The sequence below is a fragment of the Cryobacterium cheniae genome (assembly GCF_004403395.1).
In the GTDB taxonomy this organism is placed as follows: Bacteria; Actinomycetota; Actinomycetes; order Actinomycetales; family Microbacteriaceae; genus Cryobacterium; species Cryobacterium cheniae.
In genome coordinates this window covers 22,030-37,547 of sequence record NZ_SOGN01000024.1, presented here as the reverse complement: position 1 = coordinate 37,547, position 15,518 = coordinate 22,030, and the positions used below count along the sequence as shown (strand labels likewise).

The following is a 15,518-nucleotide window of genomic DNA, read 5'->3' as shown; positions in this document are numbered from 1 at the left end:
CCGCCTTTCGCATGTGCAGCTTCCGACTCCCCCCCCCCGCACTACTTCGTCACCCACCCCTCCGCGTCTATTCGTCGCCGACCTCACCAGATAGCCTCCAGACATGACTGAAACCCCTGCCCCCCAGGTCGCGGTCATCGTCGTCGCCGCCGGGACCGGCAGTCGCCTCGGCCGGGCCGAGCCGAAAGCATTCGTCTCTCTGGCCGGACGCACCCTGCTCGAGCGCGCGCTGCTCTCCGTCTTCGGGATGCGGGACCCGGTGCAGGTCATCGTCGTCGCGCCCGACACCCACCTGGCCCACGCCCGCCGGGTCGCCTCGAGGGCCGCCGGCGGCGCATCCGTCGACGTCGTGCCCGGCGGAGCATCCCGGCAGGAGTCGGTGAACCGCGGCCTGGCCATGCTGCACCCCGGCGTGCGCACCGTCCTCGTGCACGACGCCGCGCGCGCCCTCACCCCGGCCGCGCTCTGCGACGCCGTCGTCGACGCGGTGCGGGCCACCGGTCACGGCATCGTTCCCGGCCTGGCCGTGGTCGACACCATCAAAAGTGTCTCCGCCGCCGGCGGGATCACGGGCACGGTGGACCGCGCCGGACTGTCCGCCGTGCAGACGCCGCAGGGCTTCCCGCGGGAGATGCTGGCGGCCGCGGCTGCCGCGGCATCCGCCGGCTCATCGCTCGAGGCGACCGATGACGCGGGCGTGGTGGCCGCCGCCGGCTACCCGGTGAGCGTGATCGCCGGTGACCCGATGGCCTTCAAGATCACGACACCGTGGGATCTGGGCCGGGCCGAGTCCCTGCTCGGCGCGCGGGTGCCCGCCGGTTCCGGGCCCCGCGTGGGCACCGGGCTCGATGTGCACGCGTTCGACGACGACTCCGAGCTGTGGTTGGCCGGATTGCACTGGCCGGGGGAGCGCGGTCTGTCCGGGCACAGTGACGGCGACGCCGCCGTGCACGCCATCTGCGACGCCCTGCTCGCCGCCGCCGGCCTGGGCGATATCGGCGGTGTCTTCGGCACGTCGGATCCGCGCCTCGACGGCGCCCACGGTGACGTGTTCCTGAGCGAGACACTGCGCCTCCTGGCGGACGCCGGGTTCCGGGTCGGCAACGTCACGGTGCAGATCATCGGCAACCGGCCCAAACTCAGCCCGCGCCGCGCCGAGGCGGAAGCGCTACTCGGATCGCTGCTGAAAGCACCGGTCTCCGTCTCGGCGACCACGACGGACGCCCTGGGCTTCACCGGCCGCGGAGAGGGCCTCGCCGCCATTGCGACGGCGCTCATTCTCCCCGAACACCCGGCAGACCCTGACCTAAGCTGGGATGCGTGACCATGCGACTCTACGACTCCAGGGCCCAGGCCCTCCGCGACTTCATACCCCTCACGCCCGGCGCGGTGGGTATCTACGTCTGCGGACCCACCGTGCAGTCCTCGCCTCACATCGGCCACCTGCGCAGCGCCCTCGTCTACGACCAACTGCGCCGCTGGCTCACCTACCGCGGCTTCGCCGTCACCTTCGTGCGCAACGTGACCGACATCGACGACAAGATCCTCGCCCACTCTGCCGGCGGCACCGAGCAGTGGTGGGCCCTCGCCTACCGCTACGAGCTGGAGTTCACCGCCGGATACCAGCGGCTCGGCATCCTCGCCCCCAGCTACGAACCGCGGGCGACCGCCAGCATCCAGCAGATGCAGGATCTGATCACCCGACTGACCGACCTCGGGCACGCCTATCCGGCCGACGACGGCTCCAGCGACGTGTACTTCGACACGGCGAGCTGGCCCGACTACGGCGACCTCACCCGCCAGCGCCGCGGAGACATGGAACCGGCAGCGGATGCCGACCCGCGCGGCAAGAAGGACCCGCGGGACTTCGCCCTGTGGAAGGGGCGCAAAGCCGACGAGCCGGAGTCCGCCTCCTGGCCGTCTCCGTGGGGAGCCGGTCGTCCCGGCTGGCACATCGAGTGCTCGGCCATGGCGTCCCGCTACCTTGGGTCCCACTTCGACATCCACGGCGGCGGGCTCGACCTGCGCTTCCCGCACCACGAGAACGAGCTGGCGCAGTCCGCGGCCGCCGGCGACGGCTTCGCGAACTACTGGGTGCATAACGGGCTCGTCAACGTGAACGGGCAGAAGATGTCCAAGTCGCTCGGCAACTCGGTTTTCGCCGCGGAGCTGCTCGACCAGGCGCGCGCCATCGTCGTGCGCTACTACCTGGGGGCTGCCCACTACCGATCCACCATCGACTACCACGAGGGTTCCCTCCTGGAGGCCGAAGCGGCCCTCGAACGGATCGAGAGCTTCCTCGACCGCGCAGACCGCCGCCTGGCGGACACTCGTTTCGCCGGATCCGGGGTCGAAATCGTCCCGGACGAGTTCGCGTCCGCCATGGACGACGACCTGGCCGTGCCTCAGGCTCTGGCCGTGCTGCACGACACCGTCCGCACCGGCAACGCGGCGCTGGACGCCGAGGACCTGCACGCGGCGGCCGCCGCGCGTGGCCACGTGCTCGCCATGAGTGAGGTTCTCGGAATCAACCCGCTGTCGCCGGGATGGTCCGTGGCAACGGACGAACCGGCCATGATCGCACTCACCGCCCTCGTCGAGCGCCTGCTCGACGACCGCGAAATCGCAAGGCAGGGCCGCGACTATGCGGCCGCAGACCGTATCCGGGACGAGCTCGTCGCCGCCGGAATTACCATCGAAGACACCCCGTCGGGTGCCCATTGGAGTTTTGACTAATGAAGAACACAGACCGCAAGTCCCGCACCGGGGCCGTGCGCAAGGGCAGCCGGGGACCGCAGGTCGGTTCCGGCGGCCAGGGGCGCCAGGCGCTCGAGGGCAAGAAGCCCACGCCCAAGGCGGAAGACCGCCCGTACCACCCCGCCGGCAAGCGCAAGCTCGCCCAGGACCGTTTCGTCGCGGCGGGCGGCGGCCGCAGCCGCGGCTCCGCGGGTCCTAAGAGCGCGCCGCGCAGCGCCACCACCGGCAACACCGGCGGCGGCGGAGCGTCCACCCGCCGGGCCAAGCAGATCGACGAGCATGAGGTCGTGACCGGGCGCAACTCCGTGCTGGAAGCGTTGCGGGCGAAGATCCCCGCCACCGCCCTGTACATCGCCACGCGGATTGAAATGGACGTACGGGTGAAGGAAGTCCTCACCCTCGCGACGACCCGCGGCATCCCCGTGCTCGAGGTCATGCGCCCGGAGCTCGACCGCCTGGCCGGGCGGGACTCGGTGCACCAGGGCCTCGCGCTCAAGGTGCCGGCCTACGAGTACGCCGAGCCCCTCGAGCTGCTGGAACTGACGATCAGCCGTGGCCACAAGCCGCTCTTCGTCGCCCTCGACGGCATCACCGACCCCCGCAACCTCGGCGCCATCATCCGCTCGACGGCCGCGTTCGGCGGACACGGTGTGATCGTGCCGCAGCGTCGTTCCGTCGGCGTGACCGCGTCGGCGTGGAAGACCTCGGCCGGGGCCGCGGCCCGCCTGCCCGTCGCGATGGCCACCAACCTGACCCAGTCGCTCAAGGCGCTCAAGGAGCGCGGCGTGCTCGTGATCGGCCTTGCCGGTGACGGAGACACCCAGCTGCCCGAGCTCGGCATCGGTTTCGCCGAGCGCCCGATCGTGATCGTCGTCGGCAGCGAGGGCAAGGGCCTGTCCCGCCTCGTCACGGAAACCTGCGACGCGATCGTGTCGATCCCGATCAGCGCCTCGACCGAGTCCCTCAATGCGGGGATCGCGGCCGGAGTGACGCTGTACGAGGTTTCCCGCCTGCGCGCGGCCGCGAAGGCCGCCAAAATCGCGAAGCAGGCAGCCTCCGCGGCGGCGGCGGCGGCGGCAGCTGCAGCCTCCGCCCCCGCCTCCTAGCTCACCCTCGTCCCGCGAGATGCGGAGAAAGCACCCTCGTTTCCACAACGAGGGTGCTTTCTCCGCATCTCGCGGGGGCGGGCGGGCCCGTCGGCTAGACCTTGAGGCGCCAGTCGGCCTCGTCGTCGGCGGCCGACTCGTGCGCGTCCGCCAGGGCGGCGGTCTCGTCATCGGTCACGTCGATCGGGATGGTGATCTCCCCGGTGGCCGGTTCGATCACCGTGGCCTCGTCGCGGCGGTGCCGCAGCACATCCTTGACGTAGGAGGTGACGGCCTCCGCCAACGGGATGTCTCTGGACTGGTTCTGGGCCATGAACCAGCGGTGGTCGAGCAGTTGGTGGAAGATCTCGGCGGGCTCCAGCTTACCCATGAGGTCGCGGGGGATCGCCCGGATCACGGGTTCGAAGACTCGCACCAGCCACTCGTGTGCCAGCATCTCCTCATCGGCGTCCGGGTCACCGTAGGAGACCCGGTAGGAGTCGAGGTCGTTGAGCAGGCGCCGGGCCTGGTTTTCCTCGGCGTCGAGCCCGGTCAGCCGCAGCAGGCGTCGCTGGTGGTGGCCGGCATCGACGACCTTCGGCTGGATGCGCACGGTCGTTCCCTTGTCGTCGGTCTTGATCGCCAGTTCCTCGATGTCGAAACCGAGGTCGTTGAGACGTTCGACGCGTTCGGTGATGCGCCAGCGTTCGGAACTGGAGAAGGATTCCGACCCGGTCAGCTCCTTCCACAGCAGCCGGTAGGCGGCGACGATGCCGTTGCTGACCCGGATGGGGTCAAGCTCGTCGGCTGCGCGGCCGCCGGCCTCGAGGTCCATGAGCTCTCCGGCGATGTTGACGCGGGCGATCTCCAGGTCGTTCTCGCGCTGGCCGTTTGACAGCCCGCCCGGGTACAGCTGACCGGTCTCGGCGTCGACCAGGTAGGCGGCGAACGCACCGGCGTCGCGGCGGAACAGGGTGTTGGAGAGCGAAACGTCGCCCCAGAACAGGCCGGCCATATGCACGCGCACCAGCAGCAGGGCGAGGGCGTCGACCAACCGGGTGGCGGTGTCGGGCCGCAGGGTCTGGGAGTAGAGGGCGCGGTAGGGGAGTGAGAACTTGAGGTGCCGGGTGACGAGCACCGAGTTCAGCGGCTCGGCATCATCATTCGTGCGGTTGGTGATCACGGCGAGCGGCTCGACGCACGGGATTTCCAGGCCCTGCAGGGTGCGGAGCATCTCATACTCGCGCTTAGCCATCTCGCTGGTGGTCTCCTTGATGGCGACGACGCGGCCGCTCAGGTGCGCGAAGCGCACGAGGTGGCGGGAGATGCCCTTGGGCAGGGCCGCGATGTTCTCGTTCGGCCAGGCGTCCAGTGGGAGGTGCCAGGGAAGGTCAAGCAGGGCTGGATCGGCAGTGGCCGATGTGATGTTGAGTGAACCGCTCATCTCCTGAGTTTACCGGTGTGCTCCGGGGCCTGGGGACGACAAAAAACGGCCGGACGGAGCAAGCTCCATCCGGCCGTTCATTGACGAGCGGGTGCCTAGTCGGCGACTGCTCCACCGAGGCGGAGGCCGGTCTCGGCGTCGAACACGTGCATGTGGTGCGGCGTCGGGGTGAGGTACACGGTGTCTCCAGCGGACGGGTGCGAGCGGCCGTCGACGCGGGCGACGATGTCGGTGCGCTTGCCCTCGACCGTGGAGTGGCCGTAGAGGTAACCGTCGGCGCCGAGCTCCTCGACGAGGTCAACGGCGACTTCGAGTCCCTCACCGTGCGTGGTGGACAGGTGGATGTCCTCCGGACGAACGCCGATGGTGACCTTCTTGCCGGTGGAACCGGCCAGGGTTTCGCGGGGCACGGGGATCGTGGCGGTTCCGAACTTGATGCCGCCGTCGACGGTGTCGGCCAGGAACAGGTTCATGGCCGGGCTGCCGATGAAGCCGGCAACGAAAACGTTGTTCGGCTTCGAGTACAGGTCGCGTGGCGTGCCGACCTGCTGGAGCACGCCATCCTTGAGGACCGCGATCCGGTCGCCCATGGTGAGTGCTTCGGTCTGGTCGTGAGTCACATAGACCGTCGTAACGCCGAGCCGGCGCTGGAGCGAGGCGATCTGGGTGCGGGTCTGCACGCGCAGCTTGGCGTCGAGGTTGGACAGGGGCTCATCCATGAGGAACACCTGGGGCTGACGCACGATGGCGCGACCCATGGCGACGCGCTGACGCTGGCCACCGGAGAGCGCCTTAGGCTTGCGGCTCAGGTACGGCTCGAGGTCGAGCAGCTTGGCCGCTTCGAGGACGCGGGTGGCGCGCTCATCCTTGTTGACGCCGGCGATCTTGAGCGCGAAGCCCATGTTCTCGGCGACCGTCATGTGCGGGTAGAGAGCGTAGTTCTGGAAGACCATGGCGATGTCGCGGTCTTTCGGCGGGACATCCGTCACGTTGCGCTCACCGATGAAGATGTTGCCGTCGTTGACCTCTTCGAGGCCGGCGAGCATGCGCAGGGACGTGGACTTGCCACAGCCGGACGGTCCGACCAGCACGAGGAACTCGCCGTCGGCAACCGACAGGTCGAGCTTGTCAACGGCGGGAATGGCGGAACCCGGGTACAGGCGGGTCGCCTTTTCGAAAGTGACTGAAGCCATGGTTGTTTTCTCCTTCACCGGCAGGTACGTGCCGGACGATCCGTTGTGATGGGTTACTACGCCTGCCGCGCGTCATGTGCTACAGGTCAACTCCCTTAGTATGTCATGTCGGGGGAGCGCGGCGTCGGCGGGAAAGAAGCGGCGGAGCCCGCATGCAGGCCCCGTCTGGTCGTTTCCCAGAAAGGGGACCTACTATTTGGGAGGCATTCGCAAAAGGCTTGCCTCTGCACTTATAACTATTCGGAGCGAGCATTCATGACTATTGGCGGACCGGGCGACAGCCGTCCCTCTAAGAATCATCATCGCGACGCGGTACGCACCAAGGCCAAGCGGTTCCGCGAGGAACAGAAGAAGAAGGACCGCCGCAACCGGGTCGCCCTCCGCGGCGGCTTGACGGCCGTCGGTGTCGCCATCGCCGCGGTCATCGTGGTGGTCATCATCAACTCGATCCCCCCGGTCGGTCCCGGTCCGGCGAACATGGCCAGTGACGGCGTGCTGATCTCCGAAGGCATGGCGCCGGTCACGACATCCGCGCTCCAGCCCGAGGCGAAGCCGATACCGTCAGAACCGGATGCGACCGGCACCGTGGCCGACATCCGTGTCTACGCCGACTACCTCTGCACGTTCTGCAGCGAGTTCGAAGCCGCCAACAGCGAGCAGATCAGTCAATGGGTCACGACGGGTGCCGCGACCGTGGAGATTCATCCGGTCTCGATCCTGACCCACAAATCTTCCGGCACGAAATACTCGCTTCGGGCCGCGAACGCCGCGGCGTGCGTGGCGAATTACGCTCCCGAGAACTTCTACGACTTCAACGCCATCCTGTTCCAGAAGCAGCCCAAGGAGGGCACCGCCGGCCACGATGACGCGGCCATCAAGGGTCTCGTCAAGGACGCCGGCGTGAACGAGGGGGTGTCGAAGATCAACGAGTGCATCGACGACACGACCTTCAAGTCCTGGGTCATCGCATCCACTGACCGGGCGCTGTCCGGTCCGCTGCCGAACACCGAGGTCGAGGCCATCACGGGCACGCCCACGGTGCTCGTGAACGGGAAGCAGTATGTCGGCGCCCTCGACGATCCGAAGGAATTCGCAGCCTTTGTACTCCAGTCGGCCGGTGAGACGTACTCCACCTCGACGCCGACCCCCAAGCCGGCGCCGGCCGAGTAGGCTCCCGCGCCGATGGCTCCGTAACTCGGGTTCGTCATTTAGGATGGTGTGTCGAGGCGTCAATCGCCTCATGCCGGCCTGGCGCAATTGGTAGCGCACCACTCTTGTAAAGTGGGGGTTACGGGTTCAAGTCCCGTGGCCGGCCCCGTTCAGAGCGCGGTGAGGAAGTCCGCCGGATCGATGGCCTGGCGCACACCCGGCTTCGCATCGGTCGGCACGCCTCCGACATACAGCCAGCCGAGCAGTTCTTCCGAAACGGCGAGCCCATGGGCGTCGTGCACCGGCTGCGTGCGGACCAGAGGGCCGGAACGCCACATCACTCCCCACCCCTGGGCGGCCAGGAGCAGGCTCAGCATATGGGCGACTCCGGCAGCGACGGCGTCCTGTTCCCAGACCGCCACGGTGTCACTGTCGCGACGGCTCGCGACGACGGCGATCAGGAGCTCGGCGCGCAGTGGCTTCGCGGCAAGCCTGTCGGCGTCGGCGCCGGTCACGCCGGCGGCCTCGACCATGGCCTTGCCCAATCCGCGGCGCGCGTCACCGCGCAGCTCGATCAGTCGCCACGGACGCAGGGCACCATGGTCGGCAACGCGGGCCGCGACCGCCACCAGAGGCAGCAGTTCCGGGTGGCTCGGTGCCTGGTCGGTGACCTTGGAGTGGGACCGCCGCCGACCGACCATATCGAGGAGGTCGGACAACGCTTACTCGACGGGCTTGAAGTTGAGTGAGATGGAGTTCATGCAGTACCGGTCGCCGGTGGGCGTCCCGAATCCGTCATCGAAGACGTGCCCCAGGTGCGAGCCGCACTGCGCGCAGCGCACCTCGGTGCGCACGACGCCGAGGGTGCGGTCTTCGAGTAGTTCAACGGCCTCGGGGCGCACGGACTCGTAGAAGCTCGGCCAGCCGCACCCGGAGTCGAACTTCGTTCCGCTCTTGAACAGCTCGGCATTGCAGGCCCCACAGGTGTAAATCCCCGAGCGGCCCTCATCGAGGAGCTCGCCGGTCCACGCCCGCTCCGTGGCGGCGCCGCGGAGGACGGCGTACTGCTCTGCGCTCAGTTCCGCGCGCCACTGCGCATCCGACTTCTCGACCTCGTAGTCCATGTTCCATCCTTTCCTGCTCGGCCCGGAGAGACCGAAATCTATTCGTACCAACACTAAACTCGCCGGAACGCGACGGTATTCCTCGATCGGGAAGAGCGTCGAGTCTTCGGCCCCGACGGCATGTTACCGATTGGCCCGGCGGTTATGCAGGCGCCGACAAATAGGATGGTAGAGATCGAGGGAGGTGGCACGTGGACGCAATACCCGTTTCGGAGCCTCCCGAGGCCCCGGCCCCGGAGTCCCCGTCCTCTGAGCTCCCCTCCTCGGCAGGCCTGTCCGCGCGCGACCGGTCGATCCTCGCCTTCGAGGGGCAGTGGTGGAAGCATGCCGGCGCCAAGGAGCAGGCGATCCGGTCCGAGTTCGGTCTATCGGCCGCCCGGTATTATCAATTACTGGGGGCTGTAATCGACTCCCCACTTGCGGTGGCCCACGACCCGATGCTGGTGAAACGCCTGCAGCGGATGCGTGACGCCCGGTCGCAGGCGCGGGTCGACCGGTCACTCCATGCCACCGATTGACACCGGACCCCAGTCCATGCCGAATTACCGCCCACAAAGGATCGAACCAGTCTGACGATGCCGAGTTCCTATGCGAAAGACCGTTTCGACCACCTCCCGCACTCCCTGGAACGGGTGGGCGCTCACCGTGCACCCGGCAAGAAGGGGCGTGGCTGGGTGGCGTTCTGGTGGGCCCTCGGCGCAACCATCGTGCTCGTCGGTGCCGGAGTCGTCGGCCTGGCTGTGTTGAACAACAGCCTGAACTTGGAGTTACCGGGCACGTCGACGACCGCTGCGAGTACGGCCGACCCGAGTGCGAGTGACACGCCAACCGAGGTGCCGACGCCGGTCGCGACAGTGGATCCTGACTCGACCGTGACGGTTCTGAACGGGACCGCCGGCGAAGGTATCGCCCGATCCGTCGGCGAGGTCCTCGAAGCGGATGGCTGGACGATCGAGGAGTTGGACAACGCGAGCTCGGAGGACGTGCAGACCACGACCGTCTACTATGCCGATGCGGCCCTGGAGGGAGCGGCCCGCGGAGTCGCGGAATCGTTGCCCGGGGCAGAGGTGCTGCTTTCGAGTGACTTCGCCGACACTGCGGCGGCCCTTACCGTCGTGGTCGGCAGCGACTACGAGCCCGCCGAATAGCCGCCGCCTATACGTCGGGCGCTGGCACGTCAACCCCCTTTCGTTCTTCCATGGCTTCCGTAAGTTGGTCCGTGGTCGCTCATTTTGTTCCACCGGTCGCTCTCGCAAGGGGCGTATTCCACCGGTCGAATGCAATGGACGCAGTCACTGCGCCAGGCCCGGTACGGCCAACGGGCGCGTGTCGACGAATTCACAGCAACAGGGAGTTACACATGGCGAACGGAACCGTCAAATGGTTCAACGCTGAAAAGGGTTTCGGCTTCATCACGGTCGATGGAGGTGGCCAGGACGTCTTCGTCCACTACTCGGCCATCGACATGCACGGCTACAAGGTTTTGGAAGAGGGACAGCACGTCATCTTCGAACTGGGTACAGGGGCGAAGGGGCCCCAGGCAGAAGCGGTTCGTCCGGTCTGATCCAGCGGGGGTTGTGCGGCGGTCGACCGTCAGGTTGATGAGAGCTGCAGTTCGAGCGGGTTCTTCGGGTTACGCTCCGGGGCGCATCTGCGCGGCGTTGAAGCCGCGTTAGTGTTTGGGCGTGACGATGAAGATGATGATTCAAGCGCGGCGGCGAAGCACGGCCTCCAGAATTCGGACCATCCGGATCCTCGGGGTCGTGCTTCTGCCGTCTCTGCTCCTGGTCTCCGCGTGCGCCGGAACCGATGATGCACCGCAGTCTGCTGCACCCACCAGCGCCGGCACGGTGGTCGCTCCGCTGCGGGGCACGAGTGTTTCTGCCGGGAGCCTCCAGGATCCTGCCCTCTCGGTGAAGATCGACAACCACCCAGCGGCCAGGCCGCAGCTCGCCCTCGAGCGCGCCGACATCGTCTTCGAAGAACTCGTCGAGGGCGGGTTGACCCGGTACGTCGCGGTCTGGCATTCCGACGTGCCCGAGCTCGTCGGGCCGGTGCGGTCGATCCGGCCCATGGACCCGGACATTGTCGCCCCGTTCGGCGGCATCGTTGCCTATTCCGGTGGCCAGCAGAAGTTCATCGACATGATGGAGGCCACCGACATGGTCAACGCCGTCTTCGATACCGACGACACCGGTTTCTTCGCGCGCTCGGACGAGAAGGAAGCCCCGCACAATGTCTACCTCGAGGCCGCTGCGCTCGTCGCGCGGAACGCCGCCGTTGCGCCGCCGTCCCAGCAATTCGCCTACTCCGCGACCGTGCGGGGATCGTCTGCGGCCGTCGACGGCACTGCCACGTCGGCGATCAACTCCAGTTTCTCCACCGCCAGCGCGCCCGGCTGGACGTGGGATGCGGCCGGCGCCGCCTACCTGCGATCCCAGGAGGGAGCACCCGACCTCGACGCCGCCGGTGCACAGCTCCGCGCGACCAACGTCCTCATCCTGCGGGTCGATATCGACGACAGGTACGGGGATGTTCCCTTGACGACCATGATCGGTTCGGGGGAGGCCTGGGTCTCGGCCGGCGGTAAGTCCGTGCGTGCCGTCTGGTCCAAGGCCGACCAGGCCGCACCCATCCGTCTGGTCGACGACTCCGGTGTGACGATTCGACTGGCCGCCGGCAACACCTGGATCGAGCTGGTGCCGTCTGACCGAGGCGCCGTCGTGCTGGTGCCGTAGCCCCCTGCCGTTCACTTGCACTCTCGACCCCAGAGTGCCAGAATCGACTTGGCACTCTCTCTGTTTGAGTGCCAACCCATCACCGTTTTGGTAACGTCCGGGAGGGACGAGAAACACATATGGCAAAGATCATTGCTTTCAACGAAGAGGCCCGTCGCGGCCTTGAGCGTGGCCTGAACATCCTCGCTGACACTGTCAAGGTCACCCTCGGCCCGCGCGGACGTAACGTGGTGCTGGAGAAGAAGTGGGGCGCTCCCACGATCACCAACGACGGCGTGTCCATCGCCAAGGAGATCGAACTCGACGACCCGTACGAGAAGATCGGTGCCGAACTCGTCAAAGAGGTCGCCAAGAAGACCGATGACGTCGCGGGCGACGGAACCACCACCGCCACCGTCCTGGCTCAGGCGCTCGTTCGCGAAGGCCTGCGCAACGTCGCGGCCGGAGCAGACCCGATCAGCCTCAAGCGCGGCATCGAGAAGGCCACGGCTGCCGTGATCGCCGAGCTCATCGCCAACGCCAAAGAGGTCGAGACCAAGGAAGAGATCGCGGCCACCGCTTCCATCTCTGCCGGCGACGCCGAGATCGGCGCCATCATCGCCGAGGCCATCGACAAGGTCGGCAAGGAGGGTGTCGTCACCGTCGAGGAGTCGAACACTCTCGGCACCGAGCTCGAGCTCACCGAGGGCATGCGCTTCGACAAGGGCTTCCTGTCCGCCTACTTCGTGACCGACCCCGACCGTCAGGAAGCGGTCTTCGAAGACCCCTACATCTTGATCGTCAACTCCAAGGTCTCCAACATCAAGGACCTGCTCCCCATCGTGGACAAGGTCATCCAGACCGGCAAGCAGCTCCTCATCATCGCCGAGGACGTCGACGGCGAGGCCCTGGCCACGCTCGTCGTGAACAAGATCCGCGGAATCTTCAAGTCGGTCGCCGTCAAGGCTCCTGGCTTCGGTGACCGTCGCAAGGCCCAGCTGCAGGACATCGCCATCCTCACCGGTGGACAGGTCATCAGCGAAGAGGTCGGCCTCAAGCTCGAGAACGTCACGCTCGACCTCCTCGGCAACGCCCGCAAGATCGTCATCACCAAGGACGAGACCACCATCGTCGAAGGTGCCGGCGACCCCGAAGCGATCGCCGGACGTGTCCAGCAGATCCGCAGCGAGATCGAGAACACCGACAGCGACTACGACCGTGAGAAGCTCCAGGAGCGTCTCGCCAAGCTCGCCGGCGGAGTGGCAGTCATCAAGGCCGGCGCCGCGACGGAGGTTGAGCTCAAGGAGCGCAAGCACCGCATCGAAGACGCCGTCCGCAACGCGAAGGCTGCCGTCGAAGAGGGCATCGTCGCCGGTGGTGGCGTTGCACTGATCCAGGCCGGCAAGACCGCGTTCGAGAAGCTCGAACTGGTCGGCGACGAGGCAACGGGCGCGAACATCGTCAAGGTCGCCATCGACGCTCCGCTCAAGCAGATCGCCCTCAACGCCGGCATGGAGCCGGGCGTCGTCGCCGACAAGGTGCGCAACCTGCCGATCGGTTGGGGCCTCAACGCCGCGACCGGTGAGTACGTCGACATGCTCGCCGCCGGAATCAATGACCCGGTGAAGGTCACCCGCTCCGCGCTGCTCAACGCCGCGTCGATCGCCGGGCTGTTCCTCACCACCGAGGCCGTCGTCGCCGACAAGCCGGAGAAGAACGCTGCTCCGGTCGGCGACCAGGGCGGCGGAATGGACTTCTAAGTCCACACCGCTTCACCGCTTCACCGCTTCACCGCTTCACAACACAGGGCGCCTCCTTCGAGAGGCGCCCTGCGTCGTTAATGTCGCTGTCGTCTAACGCAGGAAGAGCCGCGCGTTGGCCTGCTCGATCTCGGCGTACTGCTGGCCGGCCTGATTCAGGGCCAGGTTCAGTCCCTCCGCGCTCTGGGACACCTGCTGCTGGGTCGCACGCCAGTCCGCGACGGCCGCCTGGAACGCGGTCGCGGCCTGGCCCGACCAGGAACCCTCCAGCGCGGTCAGCTGAGCGATCAGCCCGGCGACCTCGCTCTGGATGCGCCCGATGGTGGCCCGCGCCACGGAAGTGGTGTGGAGCACTGCTTCGCTGTCGACCTGATAACGGGTCATGGGGTCCTTTCGGCAGGTGTACGTGCCGATCAGGCTACGCAGCCGGACAGAGCCGCTGCCGGTGTCCCGTGTCGCTGAGTGAGAATCCGGGTGAAAGCTCCGCGGGGGAGGAACCGCTCGGGCGGAGCACGGAACTCCCTGCGAGGGAATGCGCGCTGCGAAGTTATGCGCGCTGCGAGGTTATGTGCGCTACGAGGTCACGACGGGGGCAACCCGCTGGGGCGCGCTCGGGGAACACGCCAGCGGGAACCAGACCCGGAAGGTCGCGCCGCCGCCGGGGGTGTCCTCGACCTGCACGGTACCGTTGTGGCTGGCGATGATCGAGGCGACGATCGCCAGGCCGAGCCCGCTGCCGCCGGTCTCCCGCGCGCGGGAGGTGTCGGCGCGCCAGAAGCGCTGGAAGATCTTGTCGCGGATCTGCGGCGGGATGCCCTCGCCGTGGTCGATCACGGCGATGGACGCACGCTGGTTGCGGCGGTCCACCGCGACCTCGAGTTCGACCGGGCTGTCCGCCGGGCTGAACCGCAGGGCGTTGCCCATCAGGTTCGTGATGACCTGGCGAAGCTTGTTCTCCTCGGCCATCACCACGGCGTGAACGGTGCCCGGCTCGGTGACGCGAGCCGGTTCCGGCGCCGGCGCCGGGACATCCGTCTTGCGTGGTTTGCGGGTGCGCAGCCGGGCCAGTGTGGCCCCGGCGAACGAAACCGACCCGCTCGCCGCATGGTTCGGCTCCTCCTGCTTCGGTTCGCTCGCGCCAGCAGAGGGGACTTCGCCGGTGGAATGCGCGAGGTCGATGGCGGTGCGTTCGACGGTGTCCTCGAACTCGGCGGGGATCGGCGTGAGGACGGTGATGGTTCGACCGGGGGAGGAGGCCATGGCGTCCAGCGCCGCGTCGCGGGCCAGCGGCATCAGATCGACCGGCGCGAGGGCCAGCGGCTTCGTCTCGTCGAGCCGGGCCAGCTCGAGCAGGTCTTCCACGAGACCGCCCATGCGGATCGCTTCCTTCTCGATCCGCTCCATTGCCTGAGCGATCTCTTCCGGCGACTGCAGGGCGCCCATCCGGTAGAGCTCGGCGTAGCCGCGCACCGAGACGAGGGGAGTGCGCAGCTCGTGGCTGGCGTCGCCGACGAAGCGGCGCATCTGGTCAATGGTGCGGGCGCGGTCTTTGAAGAGACGGTCGATGCGGCTCAGCATGGTGTTGAGCGATCGGTTGAGGCGCCCGACCTCGGTGTTGGGTGTGGCTCCGCCCAGCCGCTGGCTGAAGTCGCCGTCGGCAATGGCGGCGGCCGTGCGTTCCACCTCGCGCAGCGGCGCGAAAGTGGAGGTCACCAGGAGCCGCGTGAGCATTGCGCCCACCAGTACAACCCCGAGTCCGAAACCCAGGAAAATGGTGAGGTAGGTGGCCATGGTGTTCTCGGTCGGCTTCAACGAGACCGCCATGACCAACGTGCCGAGCGTTCCCTGCGGTGAGATCACGAGCGGAACCGCGACCGCGAGAAACTCGGTGTCGCGCGCAGCGTCCTCCAGCGTCATCGTCTTGCCGTCGAGCTCCATCACCGTCTGCAGGTCGAGCGCACCGGTCACGACCGGTAGCTCACGGCGCGGGATGTCCCGCCAGGTGTGGTCCTTGAGGGCGCCGTTCTCGTCATACAGGGCGACGTAGTAATCGGAGGAAACCACGGCCGTGGTGCCCTGGCCGAGGGCGGCCGCCGAGTAGCTGTTCGAGGCGGACTGGGCGTCGACCTGCAGCTGCGAATCGACCTGCTTGATCACATACTGCCGGAGCATGGCCATCGTGCCGATGCCGGAAACCAGCAGGCCGAGCGTCAACATCAGGACCGTCACGCCCGTGATCTTCGAACGCAAGGAAACGCGGCTCCACCGCTCCGAAAGTGACTGATGCAT

Annotated in this window: 15 protein-coding genes and 1 tRNA gene; 10 read left to right on the top strand and 6 right to left on the bottom strand. The window is 67.3% G+C overall.

The window, feature by feature from the left end:
* Positions 1 to 103 precede the first annotated feature (103 nt).
* From ispD to rlmB, 3 genes are read left to right on the top strand one after another with little or no spacing between them, the layout of a single operon-like run.
* Positions 104 to 1,324, top strand: coding sequence for a 2-C-methyl-D-erythritol 4-phosphate cytidylyltransferase (gene ispD, locus E3T23_RS03960; protein WP_134369112.1), 1,221 nt, complete (start codon positions 104 to 106; stop codon positions 1,322 to 1,324).
* The gene (gene cysS / locus E3T23_RS03955; protein WP_134369111.1) at positions 1,321 to 2,736 is read left to right on the top strand and encodes a cysteine--tRNA ligase; all 1,416 of its coding nucleotides are present in this window, start codon (positions 1,321 to 1,323) and stop codon (positions 2,734 to 2,736) included. Before ispD ends, cysS begins: the two co-directional genes overlap by 4 nt.
* Complete coding sequence (gene rlmB, locus E3T23_RS03950; RefSeq protein ID WP_134369110.1) at positions 2,736 to 3,863, top strand: 23S rRNA (guanosine(2251)-2'-O)-methyltransferase RlmB; 1,128 nt, start codon at positions 2,736 to 2,738, stop codon at positions 3,861 to 3,863. The genes cysS and rlmB overlap by 1 nt, the downstream gene beginning before the upstream one ends.
* A gap of 94 nt (positions 3,864 to 3,957) precedes the next feature.
* On the opposite strand, the gene E3T23_RS03945 is transcribed toward rlmB, so the two are convergent.
* Both E3T23_RS03945 and E3T23_RS03940 read right to left on the bottom strand, forming a co-directional pair.
* Positions 3,958 to 5,286 (bottom strand): DUF4032 domain-containing protein, encoded by a 1,329-nt coding sequence (locus E3T23_RS03945; protein WP_134369109.1) that lies wholly within the window; start codon positions 5,284 to 5,286, stop codon positions 3,958 to 3,960.
* A gap of 95 nt (positions 5,287 to 5,381) precedes the next feature.
* Positions 5,382 to 6,479 (bottom strand): ABC transporter ATP-binding protein, encoded by a 1,098-nt coding sequence (locus tag E3T23_RS03940; protein ID WP_134369108.1) that lies wholly within the window; start codon positions 6,477 to 6,479, stop codon positions 5,382 to 5,384.
* 255 nt (positions 6,480 to 6,734) lie between these two features.
* Between E3T23_RS03940 and E3T23_RS03935 the strand changes: the two genes are divergently transcribed.
* Positions 6,735 to 7,649, top strand: a complete 915-nt coding sequence (locus E3T23_RS03935; RefSeq protein WP_134369107.1) for a DsbA family protein — start codon at positions 6,735 to 6,737, stop codon at positions 7,647 to 7,649.
* Between the two features lie 72 nt (positions 7,650 to 7,721).
* Positions 7,722 to 7,794: transfer RNA gene (locus E3T23_RS03930), tRNA-Thr, on the top strand.
* A 4-nt stretch (positions 7,795 to 7,798) separates the two neighbouring features.
* Here the strand turns inward: E3T23_RS03930 and E3T23_RS03925 are convergent.
* Both E3T23_RS03925 and msrB read right to left on the bottom strand, forming a co-directional pair.
* Positions 7,799 to 8,347 carry a nitroreductase family protein gene (locus E3T23_RS03925; protein WP_338145443.1) on the bottom strand — a complete coding sequence of 183 codons (549 nt, stop codon included), beginning with the start codon at positions 8,345 to 8,347 and terminating at the stop codon, positions 7,799 to 7,801.
* A gap of 3 nt (positions 8,348 to 8,350) precedes the next feature.
* A complete protein-coding gene (msrB, locus tag E3T23_RS03920) occupies positions 8,351 to 8,752 on the bottom strand; it encodes a peptide-methionine (R)-S-oxide reductase MsrB (RefSeq protein ID WP_134369106.1) in 402 nt (133 codons plus the stop codon).
* Between the two features lie 200 nt (positions 8,753 to 8,952).
* Here msrB and E3T23_RS03915 point away from each other — a divergent pair, with 200 nt between their 5' ends.
* The 5 genes from E3T23_RS03915 to groL all read left to right on the top strand — a co-directional run bounded on the left by E3T23_RS03915 (position 8,953) and on the right by groL (position 13,229).
* Complete coding sequence (locus E3T23_RS03915) at positions 8,953 to 9,270, top strand: DUF3263 domain-containing protein (RefSeq protein WP_134369167.1); 318 nt, start codon at positions 8,953 to 8,955, stop codon at positions 9,268 to 9,270.
* Between the two features lie 57 nt (positions 9,271 to 9,327).
* Positions 9,328 to 9,900: a LytR C-terminal domain-containing protein gene (locus tag E3T23_RS03910; protein WP_134369105.1), complete on the top strand. Its 573-nt coding sequence runs from the start codon at positions 9,328 to 9,330 to the stop codon at positions 9,898 to 9,900.
* Between the two features lie 212 nt (positions 9,901 to 10,112).
* Complete coding sequence (locus E3T23_RS03905; RefSeq protein WP_134369104.1) at positions 10,113 to 10,316, top strand: cold-shock protein; 204 nt, start codon at positions 10,113 to 10,115, stop codon at positions 10,314 to 10,316.
* Positions 10,317 to 10,515: 199 nt separating this feature from the next.
* On the top strand, positions 10,516 to 11,490 hold the full coding sequence (locus E3T23_RS03900; protein ID WP_166806194.1) for a DUF3048 domain-containing protein: 975 nt from the start codon (positions 10,516 to 10,518) through the stop codon (positions 11,488 to 11,490).
* A 119-nt stretch (positions 11,491 to 11,609) separates the two neighbouring features.
* Complete coding sequence (groL, locus tag E3T23_RS03895; protein WP_134365272.1) at positions 11,610 to 13,229, top strand: chaperonin GroEL; 1,620 nt, start codon at positions 11,610 to 11,612, stop codon at positions 13,227 to 13,229.
* Between the two features lie 93 nt (positions 13,230 to 13,322).
* On the opposite strand, the gene E3T23_RS03890 is transcribed toward groL, so the two are convergent.
* The gene (locus E3T23_RS03890; protein WP_134369102.1) at positions 13,323 to 13,613 is read right to left on the bottom strand and encodes a WXG100 family type VII secretion target; all 291 of its coding nucleotides are present in this window, start codon (positions 13,611 to 13,613) and stop codon (positions 13,323 to 13,325) included.
* 189 nt (positions 13,614 to 13,802) lie between these two features.
* Entirely contained in the window at positions 13,803 to 15,518 is a 1,716-nt protein-coding gene (locus tag E3T23_RS03885) for a sensor histidine kinase (protein WP_134369101.1), read from the bottom strand.